Source organism: Streptomyces sp. V4I23, assembly GCF_030817975.1.
Lineage (GTDB): Bacteria > Actinomycetota > Actinomycetes > Streptomycetales > Streptomycetaceae > Streptomyces.
Genome location: NZ_JAUSZW010000004.1, coordinates 4365086 through 4390294, shown reverse-complemented (window position 1 = coordinate 4390294; position 25209 = coordinate 4365086). Strand labels below are relative to the sequence as shown.

The 25209-nt window shown below is 71.1% G+C and carries 28 protein-coding genes and 1 riboswitch; of the genes, 14 read left to right on the top strand and 14 right to left on the bottom strand.

Annotation, left to right across the window (positions count from 1 at the left end):
* Both QFZ82_RS22295 and QFZ82_RS22290 read right to left on the bottom strand, forming a co-directional pair.
* Window positions 1-219 (bottom strand): hypothetical protein, encoded by a 219-nt coding sequence (locus QFZ82_RS22295; protein ID WP_307717991.1) that lies wholly within the window; start codon window positions 217-219, stop codon window positions 1-3.
* On the bottom strand, window positions 216-437 hold the full coding sequence (locus QFZ82_RS22290) for a hypothetical protein (RefSeq protein ID WP_307714826.1): 222 nt from the start codon (window positions 435-437) through the stop codon (window positions 216-218). Before QFZ82_RS22290 ends, QFZ82_RS22295 begins: the two co-directional genes overlap by 4 nt.
* Window positions 438-552: 115 nt before the next feature.
* On the opposite strand from QFZ82_RS22290, the gene QFZ82_RS22285 reads away from it, so the two are divergent.
* The 4 genes from QFZ82_RS22285 to QFZ82_RS22270 all read left to right on the top strand — a co-directional run bounded on the left by QFZ82_RS22285 (window position 553) and on the right by QFZ82_RS22270 (window position 3271).
* Complete coding sequence (locus QFZ82_RS22285) at window positions 553-1395, top strand: helix-turn-helix transcriptional regulator (RefSeq protein ID WP_307714825.1); 843 nt, start codon at window positions 553-555, stop codon at window positions 1393-1395.
* A complete protein-coding gene (locus tag QFZ82_RS22280; protein ID WP_307714824.1) occupies window positions 1376-1585 on the top strand; it encodes a DUF397 domain-containing protein in 210 nt (69 codons plus the stop codon). The genes QFZ82_RS22285 and QFZ82_RS22280 overlap by 20 nt, the downstream gene beginning before the upstream one ends.
* 205 nt (window positions 1586-1790) lie before the next feature.
* Entirely contained in the window at window positions 1791-2636 is an 846-nt protein-coding gene (locus QFZ82_RS22275) for a hypothetical protein (protein WP_307714823.1), read from the top strand.
* Between the two features lie 56 nt (window positions 2637-2692).
* On the top strand, window positions 2693-3271 hold the full coding sequence (locus QFZ82_RS22270) for a Uma2 family endonuclease (protein ID WP_307714822.1): 579 nt from the start codon (window positions 2693-2695) through the stop codon (window positions 3269-3271).
* Window positions 3272-3280: 9 nt separating this feature from the next.
* Here the strand turns inward: QFZ82_RS22270 and QFZ82_RS22265 are convergent, their stop codons facing one another.
* A complete protein-coding gene (locus QFZ82_RS22265; RefSeq protein ID WP_307714821.1) occupies window positions 3281-4792 on the bottom strand; it encodes an alpha/beta hydrolase in 1512 nt (503 codons plus the stop codon).
* Between the two features lie 182 nt (window positions 4793-4974).
* On the opposite strand from QFZ82_RS22265, the gene QFZ82_RS22260 reads away from it, so the two are divergent.
* Together QFZ82_RS22260 and QFZ82_RS22255 are read left to right on the top strand one after the other, a co-directional pair.
* Window positions 4975-5226 carry a type II toxin-antitoxin system Phd/YefM family antitoxin gene (locus tag QFZ82_RS22260; protein WP_307714820.1) on the top strand — a complete coding sequence of 84 codons (252 nt, stop codon included), beginning with the start codon at window positions 4975-4977 and terminating at the stop codon, window positions 5224-5226.
* The gene (locus QFZ82_RS22255) at window positions 5223-5483 is read left to right on the top strand and encodes a Txe/YoeB family addiction module toxin (RefSeq protein ID WP_307714819.1); all 261 of its coding nucleotides are present in this window, start codon (window positions 5223-5225) and stop codon (window positions 5481-5483) included. The genes QFZ82_RS22260 and QFZ82_RS22255 overlap by 4 nt, the downstream gene beginning before the upstream one ends.
* A gap of 97 nt (window positions 5484-5580) precedes the next feature.
* On the opposite strand, the gene groL is transcribed toward QFZ82_RS22255, so the two are convergent.
* From groL to thrC, 4 genes are all read right to left on the bottom strand, one after another.
* On the bottom strand, window positions 5581-7203 hold the full coding sequence (gene groL, locus QFZ82_RS22250; RefSeq protein ID WP_307714818.1) for a chaperonin GroEL: 1623 nt from the start codon (window positions 7201-7203) through the stop codon (window positions 5581-5583).
* A 417-nt stretch (window positions 7204-7620) separates the two neighbouring features.
* On the bottom strand, window positions 7621-7824 hold the full coding sequence (locus QFZ82_RS22245; protein ID WP_005315736.1) for a cold-shock protein: 204 nt from the start codon (window positions 7822-7824) through the stop codon (window positions 7621-7623).
* Window positions 7825-8230: 406 nt separating this feature from the next.
* Entirely contained in the window at window positions 8231-8506 is a 276-nt protein-coding gene (locus tag QFZ82_RS22240; RefSeq protein WP_018847107.1) for a MoaD/ThiS family protein, read from the bottom strand.
* On the bottom strand, window positions 8503-9807 hold the full coding sequence (thrC, locus tag QFZ82_RS22235; RefSeq protein WP_307714817.1) for a threonine synthase: 1305 nt from the start codon (window positions 9805-9807) through the stop codon (window positions 8503-8505). The genes QFZ82_RS22240 and thrC overlap by 4 nt, the downstream gene beginning before the upstream one ends.
* A 17-nt stretch (window positions 9808-9824) precedes the next feature.
* Window positions 9825-9969, bottom strand: a riboswitch (SAM riboswitch).
* Between the two features lie 116 nt (window positions 9970-10085).
* Here thrC and QFZ82_RS22230 point away from each other — a divergent pair.
* From QFZ82_RS22230 to QFZ82_RS22220, 3 genes are read left to right on the top strand one after another with little or no spacing between them, the layout of a single operon-like run.
* Window positions 10086-11027: a glucosyl-3-phosphoglycerate synthase gene (locus tag QFZ82_RS22230; protein WP_307714816.1), complete on the top strand. Its 942-nt coding sequence runs from the start codon at window positions 10086-10088 to the stop codon at window positions 11025-11027.
* 38 nt (window positions 11028-11065) lie between these two features.
* Window positions 11066-11311, top strand: coding sequence for a hypothetical protein (locus QFZ82_RS22225; RefSeq protein WP_307714815.1), 246 nt, complete (start codon window positions 11066-11068; stop codon window positions 11309-11311).
* Between the two features lie 29 nt (window positions 11312-11340).
* A complete protein-coding gene (locus QFZ82_RS22220; RefSeq protein ID WP_307714814.1) occupies window positions 11341-12723 on the top strand; it encodes a trehalose-6-phosphate synthase in 1383 nt (460 codons plus the stop codon).
* Window positions 12724-12957: 234 nt separating this feature from the next.
* Here QFZ82_RS22220 and otsB read toward each other — a convergent pair whose 3' ends face one another.
* The 3 genes from otsB to QFZ82_RS22205 form a co-directional block, all read right to left on the bottom strand.
* Window positions 12958-13803: a trehalose-phosphatase gene (otsB, locus tag QFZ82_RS22215; protein ID WP_307714813.1), complete on the bottom strand. Its 846-nt coding sequence runs from the start codon at window positions 13801-13803 to the stop codon at window positions 12958-12960.
* A gap of 10 nt (window positions 13804-13813) precedes the next feature.
* A complete protein-coding gene (locus tag QFZ82_RS22210; protein WP_307714812.1) occupies window positions 13814-14050 on the bottom strand; it encodes a DUF3263 domain-containing protein in 237 nt (78 codons plus the stop codon).
* Window positions 14051-14131: 81 nt separating this feature from the next.
* Entirely contained in the window at window positions 14132-15349 is a 1218-nt protein-coding gene (locus tag QFZ82_RS22205; protein ID WP_307717803.1) for an extracellular solute-binding protein, read from the bottom strand.
* A 287-nt stretch (window positions 15350-15636) separates the two neighbouring features.
* Between QFZ82_RS22205 and QFZ82_RS22200 the strand changes: the two genes are divergently transcribed.
* From QFZ82_RS22200 to QFZ82_RS22190, 3 genes are all read left to right on the top strand, one after another.
* The gene (locus QFZ82_RS22200) at window positions 15637-16566 is read left to right on the top strand and encodes an ROK family protein (RefSeq protein ID WP_307714811.1); all 930 of its coding nucleotides are present in this window, start codon (window positions 15637-15639) and stop codon (window positions 16564-16566) included.
* Window positions 16566-17729, top strand: a complete 1164-nt coding sequence (gene nagA / locus QFZ82_RS22195) for an N-acetylglucosamine-6-phosphate deacetylase (RefSeq protein WP_307714809.1) — start codon at window positions 16566-16568, stop codon at window positions 17727-17729. The genes QFZ82_RS22200 and nagA overlap by 1 nt, the downstream gene beginning before the upstream one ends.
* Window positions 17730-17847: 118 nt before the next feature.
* Window positions 17848-18774 carry a 1-phosphofructokinase family hexose kinase gene (locus tag QFZ82_RS22190; RefSeq protein ID WP_307714808.1) on the top strand — a complete coding sequence of 309 codons (927 nt, stop codon included), beginning with the start codon at window positions 17848-17850 and terminating at the stop codon, window positions 18772-18774.
* Window positions 18775-18844: 70 nt separating this feature from the next.
* Here QFZ82_RS22190 and QFZ82_RS22185 read toward each other — a convergent pair whose 3' ends face one another.
* Window positions 18845-19816 carry a carbohydrate-binding protein gene (locus QFZ82_RS22185; protein WP_307714807.1) on the bottom strand — a complete coding sequence of 324 codons (972 nt, stop codon included), beginning with the start codon at window positions 19814-19816 and terminating at the stop codon, window positions 18845-18847.
* A gap of 86 nt (window positions 19817-19902) precedes the next feature.
* A complete protein-coding gene (gene cdgB, locus QFZ82_RS22180; RefSeq protein ID WP_307714806.1) occupies window positions 19903-21543 on the bottom strand; it encodes a diguanylate cyclase CdgB in 1641 nt (546 codons plus the stop codon).
* Between the two features lie 309 nt (window positions 21544-21852).
* Here cdgB and QFZ82_RS22175 point away from each other — a divergent pair, with 309 nt between their 5' ends.
* Window positions 21853-22410, top strand: a complete 558-nt coding sequence (locus QFZ82_RS22175; protein ID WP_373429310.1) for a flavin reductase family protein — start codon at window positions 21853-21855, stop codon at window positions 22408-22410.
* A gap of 19 nt (window positions 22411-22429) precedes the next feature.
* Here the strand turns inward: QFZ82_RS22175 and arfB are convergent, their stop codons facing one another.
* Window positions 22430-22867: an alternative ribosome rescue aminoacyl-tRNA hydrolase ArfB gene (arfB, locus tag QFZ82_RS22170; protein ID WP_177150392.1), complete on the bottom strand. Its 438-nt coding sequence runs from the start codon at window positions 22865-22867 to the stop codon at window positions 22430-22432.
* Window positions 22868-23046: 179 nt separating this feature from the next.
* On the opposite strand from arfB, the gene QFZ82_RS22165 reads away from it, so the two are divergent.
* Complete coding sequence (locus QFZ82_RS22165) at window positions 23047-23622, top strand: TerD family protein (protein WP_177150279.1); 576 nt, start codon at window positions 23047-23049, stop codon at window positions 23620-23622.
* Window positions 23623-23676: 54 nt separating this feature from the next.
* On the opposite strand, the gene QFZ82_RS22160 is transcribed toward QFZ82_RS22165, so the two are convergent.
* Complete coding sequence (locus tag QFZ82_RS22160) at window positions 23677-25062, bottom strand: M1 family metallopeptidase (RefSeq protein ID WP_307714804.1); 1386 nt, start codon at window positions 25060-25062, stop codon at window positions 23677-23679.
* Between the last annotated feature and the right edge of the window lie 147 nt (window positions 25063-25209).

Sequence of the window (25209 nt, the reverse complement as noted above, 5' to 3'; positions counted from 1 at the left end):
CTACGGCAGCCGTCCCGCCGCGTTGCGCTCCCGCACCCGGGCGCGCAGGACGTCCCCGGGCAGGGCAGGCCGTACGTCCCCGGGCGGGCAGTCCCACTCCCGGCCTCCGCCCGGCGGGCGCAGCTGCACGTACGTCCCGACGCACCCCATCACCACGCCCACCCGCCCGTCGCGCATGTCGACGGCGTACTCCCCGAGCTCCGGGACGTCGGCCGTCACTTCTCCAGCCCCTGCAGGACGGCGGCCAGCCGCAGTGCCGTGTCGAGGTTGCAACGCCCCAGGTCCAGCAGCGGATACGGCATCTCGCTCGCCAGCGAGACGGGGTCGACCCGCAGCGACGGCAGTGTCACCGACACGATGCCGAGCCCGTCCCGGAGCTGGGCGACCACCTCCTCGGCGGCCCGCAGCCGCTCCGCCGAACGCACGACCTGCCCCATGCCTGGCACCTCCACCACTGAGTGTTCGCTTTCCTCACCCAGCGTGTCCGGGGGTCGCTAGCCTGGGAAGAGACGGTGGCCCAACAACGCGACCTGCTGATCCAGGAGTTGCACCATGCCCGGACCCAAGGATCTCGGCCCGTCCACGTCTCCCAGAGCGCTGCTCGGCGCGGAACTGCGCCACGCCCGCATGAAAGCCGGCCTCACGCAGGACGAGTTGGGCCGCCCGCTGTTCGTGAGCGGCTCGTACATCGGCCAGATGGAGGCGGGCACGCGCCGCATTCTCCGCGAGCACGCGGTCCAACTGGACGAGGTGTTGGACACGGACGACTTCTTCGCGCGCAACTGCGAGGTGTCCGGCAAGTCGCGGTATCCCGACCACTTCGCGGAGGCGGCGGAGGCGGAGGCGATGGCGGAGACGATCAGGGAGTACGCGCCGCTGCTGATTCCTGGTCTCTTGCAGACGGAGGCGTACGCACGGGCGGTGTTCCGGGCATACCAGCCGACGGCGACGGAGGAGGTCATCGATGACCTGGTGGAGGCGAGGCTCGACCGTGCGCGCCTGCTGGCCGATCCCACAAGACCGTTGTTGTGGGCGGTGCTCGACGAGGCGGTGTTACGTCGGAAGGTGGGCGACAAGGCCGTGACGGCTGAGGCCCTGCGACATGTGGCGGGGCTGGCACGACGCCATCGCATCATCGTGCAAGTGCTGACCTTCGACGCGGGAGCGCACGCATCGATGGGCGGCGCTCTCAAGCTGATGACCTTCCATGACGCACCCCCACTCGCCTATCTGGAGGGCCCGGGCACTGGCCAGTTGGAGGATTGTCCGGCCACGGTCACCCGCCATCAGCTGGCCTACGATCTGCTCGGGGCCAGCGCACTGTCGCCGGAATCATCCTTGGCCCTGATCGAGTCAGTGGCGGAGGATTACACGCATGAAGACCAGCAGCCCTGAGTACGACCTGACGACGGCAGTCTGGCTCAAGTCGAGCTACAGCGACGGCAGCGGCGGCAACTGCGTGGAGGTCGCCACAGCCCACCCCGGCATCGTCCCCGTCCGCGACTCCAAGAACCCGGACGGCCCGCGCCTGGTCTTCCCGGCCGCCGCCTGGTCCGCCTTCGTCACAAACCTCGAGACGGCATAACCCCGTTTCCCGGAGCTCAAGTTACGAGAGTCGAGCGCTCTTGAGAGGAATGGGTGGATGGGCCTCACCCCACCCTCCCACCCTGCACGGTGACCGACTTGCCACGCAGCGTCATCACGCTCTAGCGTTCCGATAAACGACGACCCCCGCCCGGTGCGGGAACACCTGCGGGGGTCTCACCACCAGATCGAAACGGACTCGATCCATGGCTGACGGCCACTTTAGTGCTGCCCCGCATCCCCTCGCCAACCCCGGCTACGGCAAACGGACGGTCCCGGGCCAGCCTCCCCGTACCGCCGACGACTTCACGCATCTGCGGCCCCGCGAAGCCGCCATCGCCGCGTACATCGACAAGCTGCCGGACACCAGCGACATCTCCGTGAAGACGCTGGCCAAGCACACCCCGTACGGTCAGTGGGCGGTCGGCAAGGCGCTCAACTCCCTCATCGCGGCCGGTCATCTACGGCGCGGCCTGGAATGCGTGATGTCGGCGTCGGGCAGCACACAGTGGGTCACCCGCACGTGGTGGTCCCGTACCGCGCGGAACGACGCATGGTGGGCGGCGTACGCGAAGGGCGACGTGCCTCCCGAGGAGGCCGACAGACGTCGGCCCACCCGCTCACGGGCGTACATCCTGCTCGCGGCCCTCGGACGGGAGAACCCGGTGATGTCGCTGTCCCACGCGGACTGCACGGCCCTCGCGCCGCTGGTCGAGGAGTGGTTCGCGCGGGAGGCCACCGAACGGCAGGTGGTGCACGCGCTCACGACCGGACTCCCGGCCCCGGTCCACCACCCGGCCGCCCTCGCCCGCCGCCGGCTCGTCGACAAGCTCCCGCCCGCGCCGCCGCCGAAGCCCTGCCCCGTACGCATCCTGGAATGCGGCGAGTGCGGGCGTCCGGCCGGGGCGGGGGACCTGCGGTCCGGCACATGCGCCCACTGCCGAGGAGCGCGGTCGGCCCCACCCCCGACGCTCCCACCCTCCCGCGTCCGCGCCCTGGCGGCCGAGGCGCGCGCGGCGGCGTCCCGCCCACCCGAAAGGACACCTTCATGACACTGCAGCTCACTCACCCCATAAGCGGGGCACGATGGTGGGGAGGAGGCGAAGCCATGACCCACATCAGCGCCGACAGTCCCGAGATGTCCGTCGAGGACTTCGAGGAGCTCGCCCGCAATGCCCCCGAGACGGTGACGCTCGAATTCATCAACGGAAAGCTGAGGGTCAAGCCCGTGCCCGACGGTGACCACGGATCGATCTTCATGTGGCTGCTGCGGCAGTGCATGCAGCACCGCCCGGACCTTGATCTCTACCCCGAGCATGGGCTCGTGATCGAGGGCTACCGCAAGGGCCGCTGCCGCCCTGACGGCACCCTCGTCCCGTCCGGGCACTTCGCCGGACACGGTGAGTGGTCGAGCCCCGAGGGCGTGCTCATGACCGCCGAAATCACCTCGCACGACTACGACACCGAACGACGTGACCGGGTCGAGAAGCGCGACGGATACGCGCGGGCAGAGATCCCCGTCTACCTCCTGGTCGACCGCGACTCCCACACCGTCGTCGTCCACAGCGAGCCCAAAGAGGGCTTCTACCACCTCGTGCGGACCTACGGTTACGGCGAGACCGCCGAACTCCCCCACCCCGTGAACATCACCCTCGACACCGAGAAGCTCAAGGACTACGCGGGCTAGCAGGCGGCGTCAGGACGCGCAGTACACGTCCCGCCCCGGCCGCTGTCCCGTGAGCAGGAACCGGGTCACCGTCGCGTCCCCGCACGCGTTGCCGTTGTCGACGTAGGCCCCGTGGCCCACCGCGTCGACCACCACCATCCGGGCCCGGTCCCCGAACGCGGCCCGCATCTTCTTCGCCCCCGCGAGCGGGGTGGCCACGTCGCGTGCGTTCTGGACGAGGAGGACGTTGGACGGACCGTGCGGGGTGATGCGGGTCGCGGGTTCGGTGGGCCCGAGGTCCCAGAAGGCGCACGGCATGACGTTGACCGGCATGCCCGCCGTCAGCGGGTGGCGCTTGCGGCTCACGGCCACGTCCTTCTCGTACGACGTCTGGCTGTCCCCGGACCAGGCGTCCACGTCGTTGCAGAGGGTCGCGGCTGAGGCCGCGACGGTGTTCTGCATGACCTCGTCCGGCACGGTGTGGGGGGGCGGCAGCGGGAGGCCGTCGCGCGCGGCGGCGATCAGGCGGGCCACGACGGGGAAGCGCTTCGGCGAGTAGAGGCTGTCCAGGAGCGTCTGGCGCAGGACGTTGCCGTTCAGCTCCTCGGGGTTGGCGTCCGGCCACGGGATCGGCTCTCGGTCGAGGCGGGCGGCGAGTGCGAGAACCATCGGCCGGACCTCCTCGGGGGTCTCGGCGAGGCGGTACTCGTTCGCCGGGTCCGCCGCCCAGGCTGCGAAGTTGGGGAAGGAGTCCTCGACGCCGACCGCGTAGTTCGCGAGCCAGCCGCGCGCGACACGCTTCGCGTCGGGGTCGTCGTTGCTGTCGAGGACCCAGCGGTCGGTGCGGTGGGGGAACATCTGCGCGAACACGGCCCCCGCGTAGGTGCCGTACGAGACGCCCCACGCCGAGAGCTTGTCCTCGCCGAGCGCCGCCCGGATGCGGTCGATGTCACGGGCCTCGTTGCGGGTGCTGATCGTGGGTAGGACGTCGCCGCCGTTCGCCGCGCAGGCGTCGGCCAGTCGGCGGGCCGTGGCCATGTTGCGGTCTGCGGAGCCGTCGGGCGCGGGCCAGGGGCGCAGGCGTTCCATGGCGAGGTCGTCGTGCGCGAGGCCGCAGCTGACGGGAGCCGAGCGGCCGACGCCGCGCGGGTCGAAGCTCACGATGTCGTAGGCGTCGCGTACGGACAGCGGGAGCTGCATGCCGCGCCGGGAGGGCTCGTGGAGGCCGGGGTTGCCGGGGCCGCCGGGGACGAGGAGCAGGGTGCCGCGCCGGGCGGCCAGCTTCTCGCTGCGGATACGGGAGACCGCGAGGGAGATCCGGGGCCCGTGCGGGTCGGCGTGGTCGAGCGGCACCGGGACCGTCCCGCATTCCTGGCGGGGGTCGAGTCCCTTTCCGGAGCAGGGCCCCCACTGGATCGCGGTGTCCGGCCGACCGGTCGCCTCGGCCGGCTGGGGCACGGCGACGAGCGCGGTCGCGAGGGCGGGCAGGGTCAGGGCGACGGTGAGCCCGGGGCGGCGGCGGAAGGTCCGTGTGATCGTCATGGAACGACCCTCGCGCATGCGGGCGACCGGCCCCACGGTGCCAACTGCCGTTTTGGCAGGGGGGTTTGCCCCACCAACGGAGCCAGCGGGAGTCGGCGGCGCGCCCCCGCGCTTGCCGCACCCCACCCCCTGCGTACAGTTTCCTGTACGTACGGGATGTTGTACAGCAGAGGGAGTCGACCATGCGCACCATGACCTACACCGAGTCCCGGGCGAAGTACGCCGAGACGCTCAACGCGGTGGTCGACGACCGCGAAGAGGTCATAGTGACCCGATCGGGTCGCGAGCCGGTGGTGATCGTGGCACTCGCGGAGTACGAGTCCCTGAAGGAGACGGCCTACCTGCTGCGCAGCCCCGAGAACGCCCGCCGACTGCTGGCGTCCATCGACCGCCTGGAGAGCGGCGGCGGCACGATTCGGGAGCTTGCCGAATGAAGTTCGTGTGGGACGAGTCCAGTTGGGCGGACTACGTCTGGTGGCAGGCCCAGGACCCCAGGGTCCTCAAGCGGATCAACACCCTGCTCCAGGACATCGCCCGCAACGGCAACGAGGGCATCGGCAAGCCCGAACCCCTGAAGCACGGCTTCCAGGGCTACTGGTTGCGCCGCATCACCGACGAACACCGTCTCGTCTACAAGGTCGTCGACGACGAAATCCGCGTCGCCGCCTGCCGGTACCACTACGAGCGCTGAGGACGGACGGCCGCGGGAAACGCCCGAGGGCGGCACCCCTGGGAGTGGGGTGCCGCCCTCGGTCCGTACAGCTTCTGAACTGCCGATCCGCGAAGGATCAGAAGTCCATGTCACCGCCCGGCATGCCGCCACCGGCAGGCGCGGAGGCCTTCTCCGGCTTGTCGGCGATGACGGCCTCGGTGGTGAGGAACAGCGCCGCGATGGAGGCCGCGTTCTGCAGGGCAGAGCGGGTCACCTTGGCGGGGTCGATGATGCCCTCGGCGATCATGTCGACGTACTCACCGGTCGCGGCGTTCAGGCCGTGGCCGACGGGCAGGTTGCGCACCTTCTCGACGATGACGCCACCCTCGAGACCACCGTTGACGGCGATCTGCTTGAGCGGGGCCTCCAGCGCGAGCTTCACGGCGTTGGCGCCGGTCGCCTCGTCGCCCTGGAGCTCGAGCTTCTCGAAGACCGAGGAGGCCTGGATCAGCGCCACGCCACCACCGGCGACGATGCCCTCCTCGACGGCCGCCTTCGCGTTGCGAACGGCGTCCTCGATGCGGTGCTTGCGCTCCTTGAGCTCGACCTCGGTCGCGGCGCCGGCCTTGATGACGGCCACGCCGCCGGCCAGCTTCGCGAGGCGCTCCTGGAGCTTCTCACGGTCGTAGTCCGAGTCGCTGTTCTCGATCTCGGCGCGGATCTGGTTGACGCGACCGGCAACCTGGTCGCTGTCACCGGCACCGTCGACGATCGTGGTCTCTTCCTTGGTGATCACGACCTTGCGGGCGCGGCCCAGCAGGTCCAGGCCGGCGTTCTCGAGCTTGAGGCCGACCTCCTCGGAGATGACCGTGCCGCCCGTGAGGATGGCGATGTCGTTCAGCATGGCCTTGCGGCGGTCGCCGAAGCCCGGGGCCTTGACGGCGACGGACTTGAAGGTGCCGCGGATCTTGTTCACGACGAGCGTGGACAGGGCCTCGCCCTCGACGTCCTCGGCGATGATCAGCAGCGGCTTGCCGGACTGCATGACCTTCTCCAGCAGCGGAAGGAGGTCCTTCACGTTGCCGACCTTGGAGTTGACGATCAGGATGTACGGGTCGTCGAGGGACGCCTCCATACGCTCCATGTCGGTGGCGAAGTACGCCGAGATGTAGCCCTTGTCGAAGCGCATACCCTCGGTGAGCTCCAGCTCCAGACCGAAGGTCTGGGACTCCTCGACGGTGATGACGCCTTCCTTGCCGACCTTGTCCATGGCCTCGGCGATGAGCTCACCGATCTGGGTGTCGGCGGCGGAGATGGAGGCCGTGGAAGCGATCTGCTCCTTGGTCTCGACATCCTTCGCCTGCTCGAGCAGGGCGCCGGAGACGGCCTCGACGGCCTTCTCGATGCCGCGCTTGAGGGCCATCGGGTTGGCGCCGGCGGCCACGTTGCGCAGACCCTCGCGGACGAGCGCCTGGGCGAGAACGGTCGCGGTGGTCGTACCGTCACCGGCGACGTCGTCCGTCTTCTTGGCGACTTCCTTGACCAGCTCGGCGCCGATCTTCTCGTACGGGTCCTCGAGCTCGATCTCCTTGGCGATGGACACACCATCGTTGGTGATCGTGGGGGCGCCCCACTTCTTCTCGAGGACGACGTTGCGACCCTTGGGGCCAAGGGTGACCTTGACGGCGTCGGCGAGCTGGTTCATCCCGCGCTCGAGACCGCGCCGTGCCTCCTCGTCGAACGCGATGATCTTGGCCATGTGAAGTGGTCCTCCCGGACTGGGGTGGATTGCTTCGGATCGCATTCGGCGCCCGCGACGGACGGCCTGCGCGCCGTGTGGTTCCTTGCCCCACCCGGCCTGCGGACCTCACCGACCCGATCCAAGTTCTGTCACTCTCACTGGGAGAGTGCTAACGCCAATGATTAGCACTCGCCCCCGGAGAGTGCAAGCGCCTCACGCTCACGGCGCACGGCGGGCGGCCCTCACGGCGCACGGCGGGCGGCTCTCACGGCGGCTCTCCCGGCGGCCCTCACGGCGGCTCTCACGGCGGCCCTCACGGCGAGGGCCACGGCGGACCTCGCGACGAAGCACGAGGGGCCCGCGTCCCGGTCTGTCGGGATGCGGACCCCTCGTGCGTGAGTGCGTCGGTGGCCGAACGCGCCTGGATCAGTTGGATCAGACGGCGAGCTTGACCATGTCAGCCTGCGGACCCTTCTGGCCCTGCGAGATCTCGAACTCGACTCGCTGACCCTCTTCAAGGGTGCGGTATCCGTCCATCTGGATCGCACTGTAGTGGACGAAAACATCCGCACCACCGTCGACCGCGATGAAGCCGTACCCCTTCTCCGCGTTGAACCACTTGACGGTGCCCTGAGCCATGCCTAACTCCCCTATTACTGGCCCTTGCACAGGACCGCACTTCGCGGACCCGGGTCAGACCTCACCCCAGCAGGAGGGGTGTGCGCCGGAACGCGTCGACCGCGGCTGAATGTATCTGCCCAACTGCCCTCTGCAACAGGTCAATCGGACGAGAAATCTGGGCAGGACCGATCGGCCGATCCATGCGAATTCATTGAATTCCGGGGCAAGTCGGGCCCGGCAAAGTGCCACTTTCGACGCAATTCGATCGCTTACTTTGGCGCATTCTTGTGGAGCGGGAACGCATTGCCGAGCGGCCGGCGGAGGGGGCTTCCCAGACTCTACCGCGCTCAACCATGCAGAATTGCCCCCTCCGCTTCTCTCGCGGAGGGGGCAATACCGATAACGCGGGGTGACGCGGAGGAGATCAGCCGCCGGCGACGGCGGGGATGATCGAGACGCCCGCACCGTCCGGCGTCGCCGTCTCCAGGCCCTGCTCGAAGCGGACGTCGTCGTCGTTCACGTACACGTTGACGAAGCGGCGCAGCTTGCCCTGGTCGTCCAGGACGCGGGCCGCGATGCCCGTGTGGTTCTTCTCCAGGTCCGCGATGACCTCGGCCAGGGTCGCGCCCTCGGCGGGAACCTCGGCCTGCCCGCCCGTGTACGTGCGGAGGATGGTGGGGATACGGACGTTGACGCTCATGCGAGGCCAGCCTCTCGGAAAGAGTCCAGGTTGGGTCGGATGACAGCGGTCATACCCGTCGTGGGCGCCACCGCGTCGAGGGTCTTGAGGCCGTCACCCGTGTTGACGACGACCGTGGTCAGGGACGGGTCGATGGCACCGGCCTCGATCAGCTTCTTCGCCACACCGAGGGTCGTGCCGCCGGCGGTCTCCGTGAAGATGCCCTCCGTGCGGGCCAGCAGCTTGATCGCGTCCACGATCTGCTCGTCGGTGACGTCCTCGACCGCGCCGCCGGTGCGGCGGCAGATGTCCAGGACGTACGGGCCGTCGGCCGGGTTGCCGATCGCCAGGGACTTGGCGATGGTGTCGGGCTTCTGCGGCTTGACCACGTCGTGGCCCGCCTTGAAGGCTACGGACACCGGGGAGCAGCCCTCGGCCTGGGCGCCGAAGATCTTGTAGGGCTTGTCCTCGACCAGACCCAGCTTGATCAGCTCCTGCAGCCCCTTGTCGATCTTGGTGAGCTGGGAGCCGGAGGCGATCGGGATGACGATCTGGTCGGGCAGCCGCCAGCCGAGCTGCTCGCAGATCTCGTACGCGAGCGTCTTGGAGCCCTCGGCGTAGTACGGGCGGAGGTTGACGTTCACGAAGCCCCAGCCCTCGCCGGCGGGGTCTCCGATGAGCTCGGAGCAGAAGCGGTTGACGTCGTCGTAGTTGCCCTCGATGCCAACCAGTTCACCGCCGTAGACCGCGGCCATGACGACCTTGCCCTGCTCCAGGTCGTGCGGGATGAACACGCAGGAGCGGAGGCCGGCGCGGGCCGCCGCGGCGCCGACCGCGCCCGCGAGGTTGCCGGTGGAGGAGCAGGAGAGGGTGGTGTAGCCGAAGGCGCGGGCGGCCTCCAGGGCCTGGGCGACGACGCGGTCCTTGAAGGAGTGCGTCGGGTTGCCGGAGTCGTCCTTGACGAAGAGCTTGCCGGCCTCGACGCCCAGCTCACGGGCGAGGTTGTCGGCCTGGACGAGCTTGGTCCAGCCGGGGTTCAGGTTCGGCTTGTCCGCGACGTCGGCCGGGACGGGCAGCAGCGGGGCGTAGCGCCAGATGTTCTCGGGGCCGGACTCGATCCGCTCGCGCAGGGCCTCGGGGTCGCCGCTCGGCACGTCGTACGCGACTTCGAGCGGCCCGAAACAGACCTCGCACGCGAAGATCGGACCGAGGTCGAACCGCTCGCCGCACTCGCGGCAGGAGAGCCCGGAGGCGGGGCCCAGGTCGACGGATCCGGTGGAACCAGCGGAGCCGTTGGTGGTGGCGACAGTCTGCACAGCCATGGAGGCGAGGCCCTTTCTCCTCATCTTCCCCGCGGCGCATCTCGCCGCGAGACGGAATTGGCACCTTCCCTAGCCGTGAGCCTCGCGCGATGTGCGCAGAGATCGGCTGGAGGGTTGCCGGGGCTTCAACGGGCCGTGTCCCTCTGCCCCTCTGGATGAGCGGTATTCGGTTGTCGGCGCGGTGACCCCGACATGCGGCGGTCATGCGCGTTGTTCAAGACTGTAACCGAACCCCTGGACGCTTGAGATGGTCGTCCGATCCGCGAGATGGAGATCACGTGCTGGATGAGGTGGAGCGCTGGCTCGCCCGACGGTCCTGGTCGGTGGCCGACCGCCCTCTCGGCCGGCTGCTGGCCGCCAAGAAGAACACCACGGTGAGCGTGGTGCTGCCGGCCCTGAACGAGGAGGAGACGGTCGGGGAGATCGTCTCCTCGATACGCGACGCGCTGATGTCGGGCCCCGTTCCGCTGGTCGACGAACTGGTGGTGATCGACTCGGCGTCGAGCGACCGCACGGCCGAGGTGGCCGCCGCGGCGGGCGCGCGGGTGGTCCACCGGGACGCCGTCCTGCCGCGCATACCGGCGGTGCCGGGCAAGGGCGATGTGCTCTGGCGGTCACTGATGGTGACCACTGGTGACATCGTGTGCTTCGTCGACGCGGACCTGCGCGAGTTCTCCCCGGACTTCGTCGTCGGGATCGTCGGGCCGCTGCTGACCGACCCCGAAGTGCAGTTCGTCAAGGCGATGTACGACCGCCCGCTCGGCTCCGCCCCCGCTCAGGGAGGCCGGGTGACGGAGCTGGTGGCGCGGCCGCTGCTGAATCTGCACTGGCCGCAACTGGCCGGTTTCGTCCAGCCGCTGGGCGGCGAGTACGCGGCCCGGCGCTCCCTGCTGGAGCAACTGCCGTTCCCGGTCGGTTACGGAGTGGAGCTGGGCCTGCTGGTGGACGCCCTCAACCTGGTGGGACTCGACGCGCTCGCACAGGTCGACGTGGGCACGCGCAGGCACCGCCACCAGGACGGGCAGGCCCTTGGCCGGATGGCGGCGACGATCTACCGCACGGCGCAACTGAGGCTGGCCCGCGGCCATTTGGTGCGGCCCGAGCTCACCCAGTTCGTGCGCGGCGAGCACGGATTCGAGCCCCGGGACCACCCGGTGGACACCGAGGAGCGGCCGCCTATGCGCGAGATCGGTGAGTACGCGGCGCGTCGCGCGGCATAAGCCGGGACCTCCGTCCCTTTTGTCTAACTTTCCTATGTATGAACCTCATGGACCTCACCGACTTCATGGACGTCATGCGCGGGATCCAGGGCACGGCGCCGGCCCTGGCCGCCGAGGGGCCGCGGTACACCGGTGAGCCGGCCCGCACCGGTTCCACCGCCGAGCAGCTGTGGCTGCTCGGCGGGGTCGCACTCAGCCTGACCGCGGCGGGCGTGGTCGCCGTCGCGGCCGCCCGTGGCCGGAAACGTGACACTGACCCGCGGCGCGGCCGCACGCACGTTTGAGGCCATACGGGACGGGCTAGGTTCGCCACATGGTCACCGACGCTGCTCAGATCCTCGTCGCCTCCAACCGCGGCCCGGTCTCCTACTCACCGGACGGCAAGGGCGGGCTCGACGCCCGCCGCGGCGGAGGCGGCCTCGTCTCCGGCCTCTCCGCGATCGGCTCCGACGCGCAGTCGCTGTGGGTGTGCGCCGCCCTCGGCGACGGCGACCGCGAGGCCGTGCGGCGCGGGGTGAGCGAGCCGGGCGTCAGGATGCTCGACATCGATCCGGCCATCCACTCCGACGCGTACAACGGCATCGCGAACTCGGTGCTGTGGTTCGTGCACCACATGCTCTACCAGACTCCGCTGGAGCCGGTCTTCGACCGGGAGTTCCGTCGGCAGTGGGACGCCTACCGGGCCTACAACCGCGCCTTCGCCGAGGCGCTGGCCGCCGACGCGGCACAGGGCGCGGCGGTCCTCGTGCAGGACTACCACCTCGCGCTGGTGCCGGGGATGCTGCGCCAGATGCGCCCCGACCTGCGGATCGGCCACTTCACGCACACGCCGTGGGCGCCCCCGGACTACTTCGGGCTGCTGCCGGACGACGTCGCCGAGGAGCTGCTGCGGGGGATGCTGGGCGCGGACCGGCTGGGCTTCCTGACGCAGCGGTGGGCGGACGCGTTCGCCGCGTGCTGCGAGCGGGTCACCGGCGGCACCGGCACGACGGAGATCGGGGTCCACGGGCTCGGCGCCGACGCGGGCTTCCTGCGCGAGCGGGCGCACCGGCCGGACGTGGCGGAACAGATGGCGCAGCTGCGCGAGCAGGTGGGCGAGGGCCGCAGGACGATCGTGCGCGTCGACCGGACCGAGCTGTCCAAGAACATCGTGCGCGGTCTGCTGGCGTACCGGGAGCTGCTGGAGACCCGCCCCGAGTGGCGCGAGCGGGTCGTCCACATCGCGCTCGCCTACCCGTCGCGGCAGGACCTCGCGGTCTACCGGGACTACACGGCCGAGGTCTCCCGGATCGCCGCCGAGATCAACGAGCGGTACGGCACCGCGGGCTGGACCCCGGTCGTCGTCCACGTCAAGGACGACTTCGCCCGCTCGCTCGCCGCGTACCGGCTGGCCGACGTCGCCCTCGTCAACCCCATCCGGGACGGCATGAACCTGGTCGCCAAGGAGGTCCCGGTCGTCTCGGACGCGGGGTGCGCGCTGGTGCTGTCCCGGGAGGCGGGGGCGTACTGGGACCTGGGCGAGGACGCGATCACGGTCAACCCCTACGACGTGACCGGCACGGCGGAGGCGCTGCACGCGGCGCTGACGATGCCGGACGCCGAACGGGCGGAGCGCACGAAGCGCCTGTCGGCGGCGGCGACGTCGCTGCCGCCGCGGCGCTGGTTCCTGGACCAGCTGGAGGCCCTGCGGGCATGACGCCCGGGGGTCGTGGCCGCTGCGCGGGGCCGTTTCCCCACTCCGCCCTCCCCCTACGGCCTGGCGGCCGTGGGAGGTGCCCCCAGACCGGCTGATTTCGCGCAGCGAAATCCAGCCCCGCCGGCGCTTGAGGCGCTGGGGGTCCCCCCACGCCCGCAGGGCGTAGGGAGCGGGTCCGGGGGCAGCGCCCCCGGTTACGGGAAGGGGCGGGGTGGGGAAACGCAGCCCGCAGGGCTAGACCCGTTCCGACAGCGCCGCCAGCAGCGACGCCACGGCCCCCGGCCCCGGCACCACCAGATCCGCGCGGGACGCCAGTTCCGTGACCTCGGTGCCGCTGCACACCAGCAGTCCCGGCACCCCGTCCGACCGCAGCTTCTCGACCGCGCCGTACGCCGGCAGGTCGCCCAGGTCGTCCCCGGCGTAGAGCACGGCCGTGGCGCCCACCTCCCGCACGTACTCCGCGAGCGCGACGCCCTTGTCCATGCCCGGCGGGCGCAGTTCCAGGACCATGCGGCCCGGCTCCAGGATCAGGCCGTGGCGGGAGGCGAGCGCTGCGAGCGGTTCGCGCAGGGCCTCGTAGGCGCCCTGCGGATCCTCCGCGCGGCGCGTGTGCACCGCGACGGCCCGGCCCTTCTCCTCGATCCACGTGCCGTGCCAGGCACCGTGGCCGTCGAGGAAGCCGGGCAGCTCCGCACGCGCGGCGGCGACACCGGGGTGCGGCGCGGGCGCGTTCACGGTCCCGGTGAGGGCGTCCCAGCGCTCGGCGCCGTAGTGCCCGAGAACCACCAGGTGATCGAGGCCCTCGACGCCCGCGAAGCCTCCGTAGCGCACGGCGACCCCGGCGGGCCGGCCCGTGATCACCGCGACGGACGCGATCTTCGGGGCGAGGGCGGCCAGCGCCGGTACGGCGGCGGGGTGGGCGCGCGCCTGCTCGGGGTCGGGCACGATCTCGGCGAGGGTGCCGTCGAAATCGAGGGCCACGACGGCCCCGGCGGGCCGGTCGAGCAGTGCCGCGAGCCCGTCGCGGCCTGCGGGGGTGGACGGCGTCGGCAGAGTGTGTGCGTACGGGGAGCTGCCCATGCATCCGACCTTATCGGCGAGTTCTCCTGGCGTCCCTCACACGGCGAAGCCGGTTGACGGTGACAGGGTCGTGGGCGAGGGCGCGCGGGTCGTCGAGGAGGGCGTTGAGGAGCTGGTAGTAGCGCACCGGGGACATCCCCAGCTGCTCCCTGATCGCCCGCTCCTTGGCCCCGGGCCCGGCCCAGGACCGTCGCTCCACCCCTAGGACGGCGCGCTCACGCTCGGTCAGCGTGGGCTCGTCGGTCATACGCTCCAACCTATCGCCGCGAGGAGGCGCACGGGGACACCCTCGGGGACATCGGTGCCCGCTCACCCAGCCCGGGCGCGGCTATTCCGCGGCTTCCGCCGCATCGGCCTCGCGGGCGATGCGGCCGAGGACGCTCGCGGGGCTGCCGCCCGGCTCGACCGCCTTGCCGATGTTCTTCTTGATGCTCTCGCTGACCGCGGCCCACGACGTCTTGCCGACGGGCGGGAGCACGGAACCGGGCAGCTCCTGCAGGAACGCCCTCAGGTCCTTGTGCGCCGGGTCCAGCTCCATCGCCTCGGAGGCGGAGACGGTCACGGGGAGCAGGTCGTTCTGGTCGGCGAAGTCCAGGACATTCTTGTCGGTGAAGACGAAGTCGAGGAACGTGCCGATCTCCTTGCGGTGCCCGTTCTCCTTGAAGCCCATGATCCAGTCGGCGACGCCCATCGACGCCTTGGCCTCGCCGTGCCGGCCCGGCAGGGCGACCTTGCCGACCTCGATGCCCTTCTTCTCGGCGGCCTGCATGAGGGAGGGGTGGCCGTTGAGCATGCCGACCTCGCCCCGCGTGAACGCCGCGAAGGCGTCCTTGCGGTTGAGCTTCCCGGGCGCGACCGGACCGGTCAGGCCCTCCTCGACGAGGTGGTCCTTCAGCCACTGGAAGGTCTCGACGTTGCGCTGCGAGTCGATCGTGTACTTGTCGACCGGGTCCGTATAGCCGTCGCCGCCGCTGAGCAGCCACATCATCGTCTCGGCCTGGGCCTCCTCGGGCCCGAGCGGCAGGGCGAAGGGGTAGGTGGCGCCGGTGCCGGCCTTCAGCTTCCGGGCGGCCTCCTCCAGGTCGGCCCAGGTCTTCGGCTCGTCCTCGACGCCGGCCTCGGCGAACAGCTTCTTGTTGTAGAAGAGCAGCCGGGTCGAGGCGACGAAGGGCAGTCCGTACTGGGTGCGCTTCTGCTCGCCCGCCGCGGTGAGCGGGCCGAGGAAGTTGGACTGCACGGGGATGGAGAGCAGCTGGTCCGCGGACCAGAGCTTGTCGGCGGCCGCGTAGTCGGCGTAGGAGCCGATCTGCGCGATGTCGGGGGCCTGTCCGGCCTCGACCATCTCGGCGACCTTGCGGTCGACGTCGTTCCAGGACTCGATCTGGACCTCGACCTCGATGCCGGGGTTCTCGGCCTCGAACGCGGCCGTGAGGTCGGCCCAGTAGGTCTTGCTGCTCTCGCCGCCGGCGACGTCGTAGTCGGCGGCCACCAGCTTGAGGGTGACGTGGTCGGATTCGTTGCCGCAGCCGCTCAGCGCGACCGTCATGCCGAGTGCGGCGACTGCCGCGGTCAGACCTCTGAAGGGCCGCTTCACGGCACTCCCCCACCCTCTGCTGCCAGTTGTCGATTTGCCCCGGTCGGTCCCCAGTGACGCCCTGCGAGACGAGCATCGATTCTTCCACGTTCGCTCATGAGGTCTACACCATTGCCGGTATCGCTTTCACAACGTCCCGCCAGGGCGCGGCCCCTCACGACTCACGGTTTTGTATGGCTTGACAACAATCCCCTCTACTGGACTAGACCTGTTCCCGGTCCACGCGCCACACTGTCTTCGTGAGACACGTCATCGCCCTCGATGTGGGCGGCACCGGAATGAAGGCCGCCCTGGTCGGGGCGGACGGGACACTGCTGTACGAGGCGCGGCGCGCCACCGGGCGGGACCGGGGAGCCGACGCCGTCGTCGCGTCCATCCTCGACTTCGCGGCGGACCTCCGCGCCCACGGACTCGCGCACCTCGGCCGCCCGGCCGAGGCCGCCGGACTCGCCGTGCCCGGCATCGTCGACGCCGAACGCGGCATCGCCGTCTACGCCGCCAACCTCGGCTGGCGCGACGTCCCCCTCCGTGACCTGCTCGCCGAGCGGCTCGACGGCGTGCCCGTCGCCCTCGGCCACGACGTCCGCACCGGCGGCCTCGCCGAGGGCCGGATCGGAGCGGGCCGCGGCGCCGACCGGTTCCTCTTCGTCCCGCTCGGCACCGGCATCGCCGGCGCCATCGGCATCGACGGGACCATCGAGGCCGGCGCGCACGGCTGCGCGGGCGAGATCGGCCACGTCGTCGTCCGGCCCGGCGGCCCCGAGTGCGGCTGCGGCCAGCGAGGCTGCCTGGAGACCCTCGCCTCCGCCTCCGCCGTCACCCGCGCCTGGGCGGCCGCCTCCGGCGACCCGGGCGCCGACGCCGCCGACTGCGCCAAAGCCGTAGAGTCCGGCGACCCGGCGGCCCTGCGGGTCTGGCAGGACGCCGTGGACGCGCTCGCCGACGGGCTCGTCACCGCGCTCACCCTGCTGGACCCCCGCACGCTGATCATCGGTGGCGGCCTCGCCGAGGCCGGGGAAACCTTGTTCACACCGCTGCGGGCGGCCGTCGAGGAACGCGTCACGTTCCAGCAGCTGCCCGACATCGTCCCGGCGGCCCTCGGGGACACCGCCGGATGCCTGGGCGCAGGACTGCTCGCCTGGGATCTACTCACGGAGGTAACCGCCTGATGGCCGCCAGCACCGGAAGCACCACGAGCACCGTTCTCGCCGGAGCCCGTGTGGTGCTGCCGACCGGGACCGTGGAGAACGGCCGGATCGCCGTCGAGGGCACGAGGATCGCCGCGTCCGCACCCGGCGACGCCCCCGCGCTCGACCTGTCCGGGCACTGGATCGTCCCCGGCTTCGTGGACCTCCACAACCACGGCGGCGGCGGAGCCTCCTTCACGTCCGGCACCGCCGACGAGGTGCTCCAGGGCGTGCAGACGCACCGGCACCACGGCACGACCACCCTGGTCGCCTCCACCGTCACCGGCGACATGGACTTCCTCGCGCACCGCGCCGGTTTCCTGTCCGAGCTCGTCGAACAGGGCGACCTCGCCGGCATCCACTTCGAGGGCCCGTTCATCTCGCCCTGCCGCAAGGGCGCCCACAGCGAGGCGCTGCTGCGCGACCCCGACCCGGCCGAGGTCCGCAAGCTGGTCGACGCGGCGCGCGGCACCGCGAGGATGATGACGCTCGCCACCGAACTGCCGGGCGGCATCGACTCCGTACGGCTGCTGGCCGAGCACGGCGTCATCGCGGCGATCGGGCACACGGACGCCACGTACGACCAGACCCGTGAGGCGATCGGCGCCGGCGCCACCGTCGCCACGCACCTGTTCAACGCCATGCCCGCGCTCGGCCACCGCGCGCCCGGACCGATCGCCGCGCTGCTCGAGGACGAGCGGGTCACCGTCGAGCTCATCAACGACGGCACACACCTGCACCCGGCGGCCCTGGAGCTCGCCTTCCGCAGCGCGGGCGCCGGCCGGGTCGCGTTCATCACCGACGCGATGGACGCGGCGGGCTTCGGCGACGGCCGCTACCAGCTCGGACCGCTGGAGGTCGAGGTCAAGGAGGGCGTCGCGCGGCTCGTGGAGGGCGACTCGATCGCCGGTTCCACGCTCACCCTGGACACGGCGTTCAAGCGGGCCGTCACCGTCGACCGCATCGCGGTCGCGGACGTCGTGACCGCCATCTCGGCCAACCCGGCGAAGCTGCTCGGCGTGTACGACGAGGTCGGCTCGTTGGAGCCCGGCAAGTACGCGGACCTGGTCGTCCTCGACGAGGAGTTCACGCTCAAGGGCGTGATGCGCCGTGGTGAATGGGTGGTTGCACCACAAGTGGTGTGATTTCTACGCAAACCCCGGCAAGGCGGTTGGTCACCAGGTCTTGGGCCAACCGCCTTCCGTTTGGCATGATCAGGACCCGTACGAGTACGGCAGACGCGCTATCCGGGGGTGCAGACGAGTGATCCTTACGGTCACACTCAACGCCGCCCTGGACATCACGTACAAGATCGCCGCCCTCACCCCGCACACCACGCACCGCGTCGCCGAGGTCCGCGAACGCCCCGGCGGCAAGGGGGTCAACGTCGCCCGCGTGCTCAGCGCGCTGGGCCACGAGACCGTCGTCACCGGCTTCGCCGGCGGGCACACCGGCGCCGTGCTGCGCGAGATGCTCGCGCCGCTCGCCCCACGCGACGCGTTCGTCCCCGTCGCGGGCACCACCCGCCGCACCATCGCCGTCGTCGACGACGCGAGCGGCGACACCACGCAGCTCAACGAGCCGGGCCCGACCGTCACGCCCGAGGAATGGTCCGCCTTCCTCGCCGCGTACGCATCCCTCCTCGCCGAGGCCGACGCGGTCGCGCTCTGCGGCAGCCTGCCTCCGGGCATCCATGTCGGCGCCTACGCCGAACTGGTCCGCCGTGCCCGTGCCGCCGGCGTGCCCGTCCTCCTCGACACCAGCGGCGAACCGCTGCGGCGCGGCATCGCCGCCCGCCCCGACCTGATCAAGCCGAACGCCGACGAGCTCGCCCAGCTCACCGGCTCCCGCGAACCGCTGCGCGCCACCCGCGACGCCCGCCGCCGCGGCGCGCACGCGGTGGTCGGCTCGCTCGGCCCCGACGGCCTGGTCGCGGCCACCCCCGACGGCATCTGGCAGGCGTCCCCGCCCACGGCGGTCCGGGGCAATCCGACCGGCGCGGGCGACTCCGCCGTGGCAGGTCTGCTGTCCGGCCTGGTCGAAGGGCTCCCGTGGCCCGATCGCCTGGCCCGAGCGGTCGCCCTGTCGGCGGCCACGGTGCTGGCCCCCGCGGCGGGCGAGTACGACGCCGCGGCGTACGAGAAACTCCTGCCGCAGATCACGGTGACGGAACCCGCCGCCACGGCGTGAGCCGCCGCCCGCGAACACCTCGTCCCGGCACATCGCGAGGCGACGGCCGGGACGGTGACGGATTTGGGGCTCAGCCCTTCTGGCCCGCCTCCAGCCACACCTGGTCGAGGTACGCCTCACACTGGTTGCCCGGCTCGCAGGAGATCTTGAGGTCGTTCTTGCCCTTGTCGAGGTTCACGAAGACGTAGGTGTTGGTCCAACCCTTCGCCCAGTCACCCTCAGCGGCCTTGGAGAAGTTCGCCATGTTGATCTCGCGGGGCGTCTGACCATTGATCGTGAGCGAGGTCTTGGCGTCCTTGCCCGGCACGCTGTAGGTCAGGTACATGGTGTAAGCGCCCGCCTCGGGCACCTCGACGGACCAGCTCGCCGAGCCGCCCGGGCCGTTGAACATCACATAGCCGCCGCCGGTGCCCTTGGCGCCCGGCACGGTGTTCGCAGCGGTCGCCGGGCTGCCCAGCTTCAACGACGCCGCGTCCTGCTTCGGGAGCTCGACCGGCTCCTCGGGCTTGTCCGAAGGACCGTCGCTCGGCTTGACCGAGTCCGCCGCCGTCGGGCTCGTGCTCGCGCCGGGGTCGCCGCCCGCGTCGTTCTTCTCGTCGCCGCTCGTCAGCAGCGCCGCGCCGATGCCGATCACGACGACCGCGACGACCGCGATGGCGCCGATGAGCAGGCCCCGGGTATTGGGACCGCGGCCGCGGCCCTGCGGGGGCGGCACCGGGGTCTGCCGGGTCTGCGCACCGCCGGGGTACGTCTCCGGTGCGGCGTACGCGGCGGTCGGCTGCTGGCCGTAACCCTGCTGGGGGCTGTAGTTCTGCTGCGGGAACCCCTGGGCGGGCGGCTGGGCGTACTGGCGGCGTTCGCCGACCGTGCGCACCTGGTTGTACGAGGTCCGCGGGACGCCTGGCTGCGGGGCGGGACCGGGGTAGCCGTAGCCGCGACCCTGCCCCGGCGGCGTGGCGCCCGCGGCCTGCCCGTCCTCGTACAGGTAGCCGAACGGGTCGTCGTCCTCGGGCGTGCTCGCGCCGTTGTTCGCGGCCGTCATACCGGTCACTCCTCACCATCTCGTCAGCACATCGCCGACGCGGCGAGCCTACCCGGTCGCAGTGGTCGCAAGGGGTGGCCTGCGCCTCATCCGGCCCGGCGGTGCACCTTGGCGCGGGACCGCTTCTCGACGTACATCCGCTGATCGGCGGACTGCAGGACCTCCTCCACGGACATCCCGCAGCTCGCCCAGCCGATTCCGAAGCTCGCCCCGACACGCACCCCGCGGCCGCCGACCCTGATCGGCAGGATGATCGCGTTCCGCAGCCGTACGGCCAGATCCGCGGCGTCCGCCGCGCCGAGGCCGTCGGCGAGCACGACGAACTCGTCACCGCCGAGCCGCGCGACCGTGTCCCCGTCCCGTACGCCGGTGGTGAGCCGGCGCGCGACCTCGACCAGCACCGCGTCACCGGTCTGGTGTCCGAACCGGTCGTTGATCGACTTGAAGCCGTCCAGGTCGCAGAAGAGCACCGCGAGGCCCTTCGTGCCGTCGTCGATCTCGTCGTCGGGGGCGACGGTGTGCACATGGTGGTCGTACGGCCGGCCGCCGACCGCCCCGAAGTCGAAGCCGTCCGCGCCGAAGCCGCCGTCGCCCTCGTACGCCGCGTCCAGCGACTGGATGTCGCTCGCGTACGGCGCCGCGTGCGGCCGCTCGCAGAGCCGCGCGCTCAGGCGCGCCCGCAGCTCGGCGCTGTTCGGCAGTCCGGTGAGCGCGTCGTGCGAGGCCCGGTGCGCGAGCTGGAGCTCGTGGCGCTTGCGGTCCTCGATGTCCTCGACGTGGGTGAGCAGGAAGCGCGGCCCGTCGGCGGTGTCGGCGACCACCGAGTTGCGCAGCGACACCCATACATACGTGCCGTCCCTGCGCCCCAGCCTGATCTCGGCGCGGCCGCCCTCGGCGGAGGTCCGCAGCAGCGTGCCGACGTCCTCGGGGTGGACGAGGTCCGCGAACGAGTAGCGCCGCATCGCGGAGGCGGGCCGGCCCAGCAGCCGGCACAGGGCGTCGTTGGTCCGCAGCAGCCGCCCGTGCTGGTCCCCGCCCATCTCGGCGATGGCCATCCCGCTCGGCGCGTACTCGAACGCCTGCCGGAAGGATTCCTCGCTGGCCCGCAGCGCCTGCTGTTCGCGCTCCAGGCGGACCAGGGCGCGCTGCATGTTGGCGCGCAGCCGGGCGTTGCTGATCGCGATCGCGGCCTGCGACGCGTACATCTGGAGGGCCTCCTGGCCCCAGGCGCCGGGCCTGCGCCCGTTGCGGGGCCGGTCCACGGAGATCACGCCGAGCAGCTCGCGCCCGCCGCCCGACGCCCACATGGGCGCGTAGAGCCGGTCCTGGGGGTGCCACTCGTCCTCGAAGCGGGGCTCGGGGCCCTCGGTGTGCCACTGCGGGACGTCGTCCTCGATCAGGACCCAGCCCTCGGTGTGCGGGATGAAGCGGAGCTCGCCCCACGCCTCGCCCATCGACAGCCGCCGCTCCCAGGACTCGCGGGAGCCGACGCGGCCAGTGATCAGGGCCTCGGCCGCGGCGCTGCCGGAGAAGGCGGCGACGACGAGATCACCGTCGGGGCGTACGAGATTGACGCACGCCAGCTCGTATCCGAGTCCGGCCACGACGCCGTCGGCGACGGTCTGCAGGGTGTCGGCCAGGCTGCGGGCCGTGTTGAGGTCGGCGACCACCTGGTGCAGCTGCCGCAGGGTCGCAAGACGGACGTAGGGCTCCGACTCGGTCTCCATCGCTCGCTCTCCCCGAGACTTCGACAGCAAAACTCCAGGGTTCTGATTGGCGTACTTGTTGCGGTATCCGAGCCACTGAATCACAGCGAGCTGCCCCGCCGGTACAGAGGGTCAACAAATACCGGTCTCTGTGACTCAAGTCACATCAGAGGATGAAGGGTCGGATGGGTCCGCCATGGGCACACCCTCGCTTTCTTGAACACACAACCATCTGTGGTGCGGCCCCGTCGGCTGGACCCATGGTCCTAGGCCCCGGCTGGTTCCCTGGCCCGATGCGGGTGCGGGAGGGCCGAGACTAGCGTTCCAGGTGTGCTCCAGACGACCCCTTCCACCGCTGCCGCCGCCATCCCCCATGCTGAGGGGGTGAGCAACGAGGAGTTCCGCGCCGCCATGTCCCGCCTGGCCGCCGGTGTGGTGCTGGTCACCGCGCACGACGCCGACGACGGCCCGCGCGGCGAGGACGTGGGCATGACCGCGACGGCGTTCCTGTCGGTCTCCCTGGACCCGCCCCTGGTGATGGTGAGCCTGCGCAACGGCTCCCGCATGGACGACCTGCTGGCGGAACAGCCCCTGTGGGGCGTCTCGCTGCTCGCCGAGAGCCAGCGCCAGGTCGCGGGCCGCTTCGCGATGAAGGGCCGGGTCAGCGACCGGCTGCTGTTCGAGGGCCTGGCCTACGAGCGGGGCGAGGTGTGCGGGGCACCGCTGATCACGGGGGCGCTCGCGACGCTGGAATGCCGTACGGAACAACGGGTGGAGGCGGGCGACCACACGCTGGTGATCGGCCGCGTCCTGAGGGTGGGGCTGGGGGCGGGCTCCCACTCCGGCCCGCTGACGTATTTCAAGGGCCGCTACCGCAACTTGGCCTGATACCGGGCACCCCCCGGGGTCACGACCAGTCGCGGCCCGAGCGCCCCCGCTTCGTCTCCGCCCGCTGCTTCTTCTCCCGCAGCCTCCGCTCGTTGATGCCGCGCGGGATCTTCGTCGCCCGCCGCGGCCTCGGCGGCGGTGCCGTCGCCTCCGCCAGGAGCGCCGCCAGCCGCACGGCCGCCGCCTCTCGGTTGCGCCACTGGGAACGGTGCTCCGAAGCGCGTACGGCGATCACCCCGCCCACCAGCCGGCCCGCGAGCCGCTCCAGCGCCCGCGCCTTCCACACCGGCGGCAGCGCCTCCGTCCTCGCCAGGTCGAAGCGCAACTCGACCTGGGAGTCACTGGTGTTGACGTGCTGGCCGCCCGGCCCCGAGGAGCGCGAGAAACGCCACAGGAGCTCGGCCTCCGGCAGGGAGACCGAACCACGGATGATGTAGGGCCCGGACATGACACCCATGGTCCCGCGCCGTGCGGAGCCCGTCATCCGCTTTTCCCCGCGCCCCCTGCCGTTCCCCGGCGTTCCCCGGCATTTCCGCCGGCGGACGGAACCTGCCGGTCCCCTGCCCGCGTTATGACGGATGACGGTAGCTTCGCAAGGACCCGAAGCCCGCACACTCGAACAAAGGGGACTTCCCAATGGCAGTAAGCCTGTCCAAGGGCGGCAACGTCTCGCTCACCAAGGAGGCACCGGGCCTGACCGCCGTCACGGTCGGCCTCGGCTGGGACGTCCGCACCACCACCGGCACCGACTTCGACCTCGACGCCTCCGCCATCGGGGTCAACCCCGCGGGAAAGGTCGCCTCCGACGCCCACTTCGTCTTCTTCAACAACAAGTCGACGCCGGACCAGACCATCGTCCACACCGGTGACAACCGCACCGGCGAGGGCGGCGGCGACGACGAGCAGATCAACGTCAACCTGGCGGCTCTGCCCGCCGACGTCGACAAGATCGTCTTCCCGGTCTCCATCTACGACGCGGTCTCCCGCTCGCAGAACTTCGGCCAGGTGCGCAACGCCTACATCCGCATCGTCAACCAGGCCGGCGGCGCCGAGATCGCCCGCTACGACCTGAGCGAGGACGCCGCCGTCGAGACCGCCATGGTCTTCGGCGAGCTGTACCGCAACGGCGCGGAGTGGAAGTTCCGCGCGGTCGGCCAGGGTTACGCCTCGGGCCTCGAGGGCATCGCCCGCGACTTCGGCGTCAACATCTGACCCGGCCGTCCGACCGGCGAGGGCCCCGACCGCTCCGGCCGGGGCCCTTCCCCTTCACGGGGCTTCCGGCCGCCCGTCCCCGTACAGCCACACGTCCCACACCTCGGTGAGGTCCTTGCCCGACCGCTCCTCGGCGTACGCGGTGAAGTCGTCGGTGGAGGCGTTGCCGTGGCGGTGCTCCGCCGCCCAGCCGCGCACGATCCGGAAGAAGGCGTCGTCGCCGACCGCCTCGCGCACCTGGTGCAGGACCATCGCGCCCCGGCCGTACACCGGCGACGCGAACAGCTCGTCGGGGCCCGGGGGTTCGGCGGGTGGGAAGGCCCAGTTCTCGTCGTCCTCGTACGCCGCCTCGAAGCTGTCCTCGACCGGGACGTCCTCGAAGTCCTCCCGCCACATCCACTCCGCGTACGTGGCGAAGCTCTCGTTGAGCCAGATGTCCCGCCAGGACTCGGGCGAGACGGAGTTGCCGAACCACTGGTGCGCCAGCTCGTGCACCAGGGTCGTCCCGTCGAACTGGTCCAGCGGGAAGACGGGCCTGGTCTGCGTCTCCAGCGCGTAGCCGATCCGCTCGCTCGGCACGACGATCGCACCGGCCGACGCGAAGGGGTACGGGCCGAAGTGCCGGGCGCACCAGTCGACGTAGTCGGGGAGTTCGCCGAGCAGGTCCGCGCTCGCCTTCGCGGCCTTCGGGTCGACAGCGGTGACGACCGGCAGCCCGGAGGGCGTGCGCGACGTCGTCACCCGCAGGTCGCCGACGGCGAGGATCGCGAGGTAACTGGCCATCGGCTCGGCCGAGTGCCAGCTGTGGGTGGTGCGTCCGCCGGCGGTGCGCTCGCCGGCCCGTTCTCCGTTGGAGACGGCCTGGACGCCCTTGGGCACGGTGACGGCGATGTCGTAGGTGGCCTTGTCGGACGGGTGGTGGTTGCCGGGGAACCACGCCGTCGAGCCGGACGGCTCGCCGACCGCGAGCGCCCCGGCCGGTGACCTGAGCCAGCCCTCGTGGGCGTCGTCGGAGTCCGTGACGGTCCGCGGGACGCCGGAGTAGCGGATGACCGTACGAAAACGGGAGCCGTCGCCGATGTCCCGGCGCGGCCGTACGGTCAGCTCGTCCCCGGCCCGGTTGGCCGCCGCGCGCCGCCCGTCGACCGTGGCGCTCTCGACGGTCAGGCCGTGCAGGTCTAGATGGAAGGCGCTGAGGTCCTGCGTGGCCCGCGCGGTGATCTCGGCGGTGCCGTCGAGGCGGCCGGTGGCGGGGTCGTAGTCGAGGGCGAGGTCGTAGTGCTGGACGTCGTAACCGCCGTTGCCGAGCCGCGGAAAGTACGGATCCCGCACCCCGGCGGCCCCCGGCTCCCCCCGCACCCCCACGGACCCGGCCGTACAGCCCGCGAGGACGAGCACGCCGAGGGCGACGACGATCCGGACAGCAGCACGCGGTTCCACCCCCTGATCCTAGGCGGGGGGAGCCTCCAGCCCCGCCGGCGTCTGAGGCGCGGGATCCGGCCGCTGGGGCATCTCCACCTCTAAGGCTGGGGCCGGGGGGCATATCCAACCCCGCCGGCGCTTGAGGCCCGGCGTCCGGGGCTGGGG

What these genes read in the sequence shown, in the direction of transcription:
- QFZ82_RS22210 (WP_307714812.1), bottom strand. Translation starts at nt 14,050, where the DNA reads ATGACCGACGAGCCCACGCTGACCGAGCGTGAGCGCGCCGTCCTAGGG.
- QFZ82_RS22185 (WP_307714807.1), bottom strand. Translation starts at nt 19,816, where the DNA reads ATGACGGCCGCGAACAACGGCGCGAGCACGCCCGAGGACGACGACCCG.
- QFZ82_RS22245 (WP_005315736.1), bottom strand. Translation starts at nt 7,824, where the DNA reads ATGGCTCAGGGCACCGTCAAGTGGTTCAACGCGGAGAAGGGGTACGGC.
- QFZ82_RS22205 (WP_307717803.1), bottom strand. Translation starts at nt 15,349, where the DNA reads ATGACGGTCGCGCTGAGCGGCTGCGGCAACGAATCCGACCACGTCACC.
- QFZ82_RS22270 (WP_307714822.1), top strand. Translation starts at nt 2,693, where the DNA reads ATGACCCACATCAGCGCCGACAGTCCCGAGATGTCCGTCGAGGACTTC.
- QFZ82_RS22285 (WP_307714825.1), top strand. Translation starts at nt 553, where the DNA reads ATGCCCGGACCCAAGGATCTCGGCCCGTCCACGTCTCCCAGAGCGCTG.
- QFZ82_RS22240 (WP_018847107.1), bottom strand. Translation starts at nt 8,506, where the DNA reads ATGAGCGTCAACGTCCGTATCCCCACCATCCTCCGCACGTACACGGGC.
- QFZ82_RS22255 (WP_307714819.1), top strand. Translation starts at nt 5,223, where the DNA reads ATGAAGTTCGTGTGGGACGAGTCCAGTTGGGCGGACTACGTCTGGTGG.
- cdgB (WP_307714806.1), bottom strand. Translation starts at nt 21,543, where the DNA reads ATGGAGACCGAGTCGGAGCCCTACGTCCGTCTTGCGACCCTGCGGCAG.
- QFZ82_RS22290 (WP_307714826.1), bottom strand. Translation starts at nt 437, where the DNA reads ATGGGGCAGGTCGTGCGTTCGGCGGAGCGGCTGCGGGCCGCCGAGGAG.
- nagA (WP_307714809.1), top strand. Translation starts at nt 16,566, where the DNA reads ATGGCCGCCAGCACCGGAAGCACCACGAGCACCGTTCTCGCCGGAGCC.
- otsB (WP_307714813.1), bottom strand. Translation starts at nt 13,803, where the DNA reads ATGGGCAGCTCCCCGTACGCACACACTCTGCCGACGCCGTCCACCCCC.
- QFZ82_RS22165 (WP_177150279.1), top strand. Translation starts at nt 23,047, where the DNA reads ATGGCAGTAAGCCTGTCCAAGGGCGGCAACGTCTCGCTCACCAAGGAG.
- QFZ82_RS22265 (WP_307714821.1), bottom strand. Translation starts at nt 4,792, where the DNA reads ATGACGATCACACGGACCTTCCGCCGCCGCCCCGGGCTCACCGTCGCC.
- QFZ82_RS22225 (WP_307714815.1), top strand. Translation starts at nt 11,066, where the DNA reads ATGAACCTCATGGACCTCACCGACTTCATGGACGTCATGCGCGGGATC.
- QFZ82_RS22260 (WP_307714820.1), top strand. Translation starts at nt 4,975, where the DNA reads ATGCGCACCATGACCTACACCGAGTCCCGGGCGAAGTACGCCGAGACG.
- QFZ82_RS22275 (WP_307714823.1), top strand. Translation starts at nt 1,791, where the DNA reads ATGGCTGACGGCCACTTTAGTGCTGCCCCGCATCCCCTCGCCAACCCC.
- arfB (WP_177150392.1), bottom strand. Translation starts at nt 22,867, where the DNA reads ATGGGTGTCATGTCCGGGCCCTACATCATCCGTGGTTCGGTCTCCCTG.
- QFZ82_RS22220 (WP_307714814.1), top strand. Translation starts at nt 11,341, where the DNA reads ATGGTCACCGACGCTGCTCAGATCCTCGTCGCCTCCAACCGCGGCCCG.
- thrC (WP_307714817.1), bottom strand. Translation starts at nt 9,807, where the DNA reads ATGGCTGTGCAGACTGTCGCCACCACCAACGGCTCCGCTGGTTCCACC.
- groL (WP_307714818.1), bottom strand. Translation starts at nt 7,203, where the DNA reads ATGGCCAAGATCATCGCGTTCGACGAGGAGGCACGGCGCGGTCTCGAG.
- QFZ82_RS22280 (WP_307714824.1), top strand. Translation starts at nt 1,376, where the DNA reads ATGAAGACCAGCAGCCCTGAGTACGACCTGACGACGGCAGTCTGGCTC.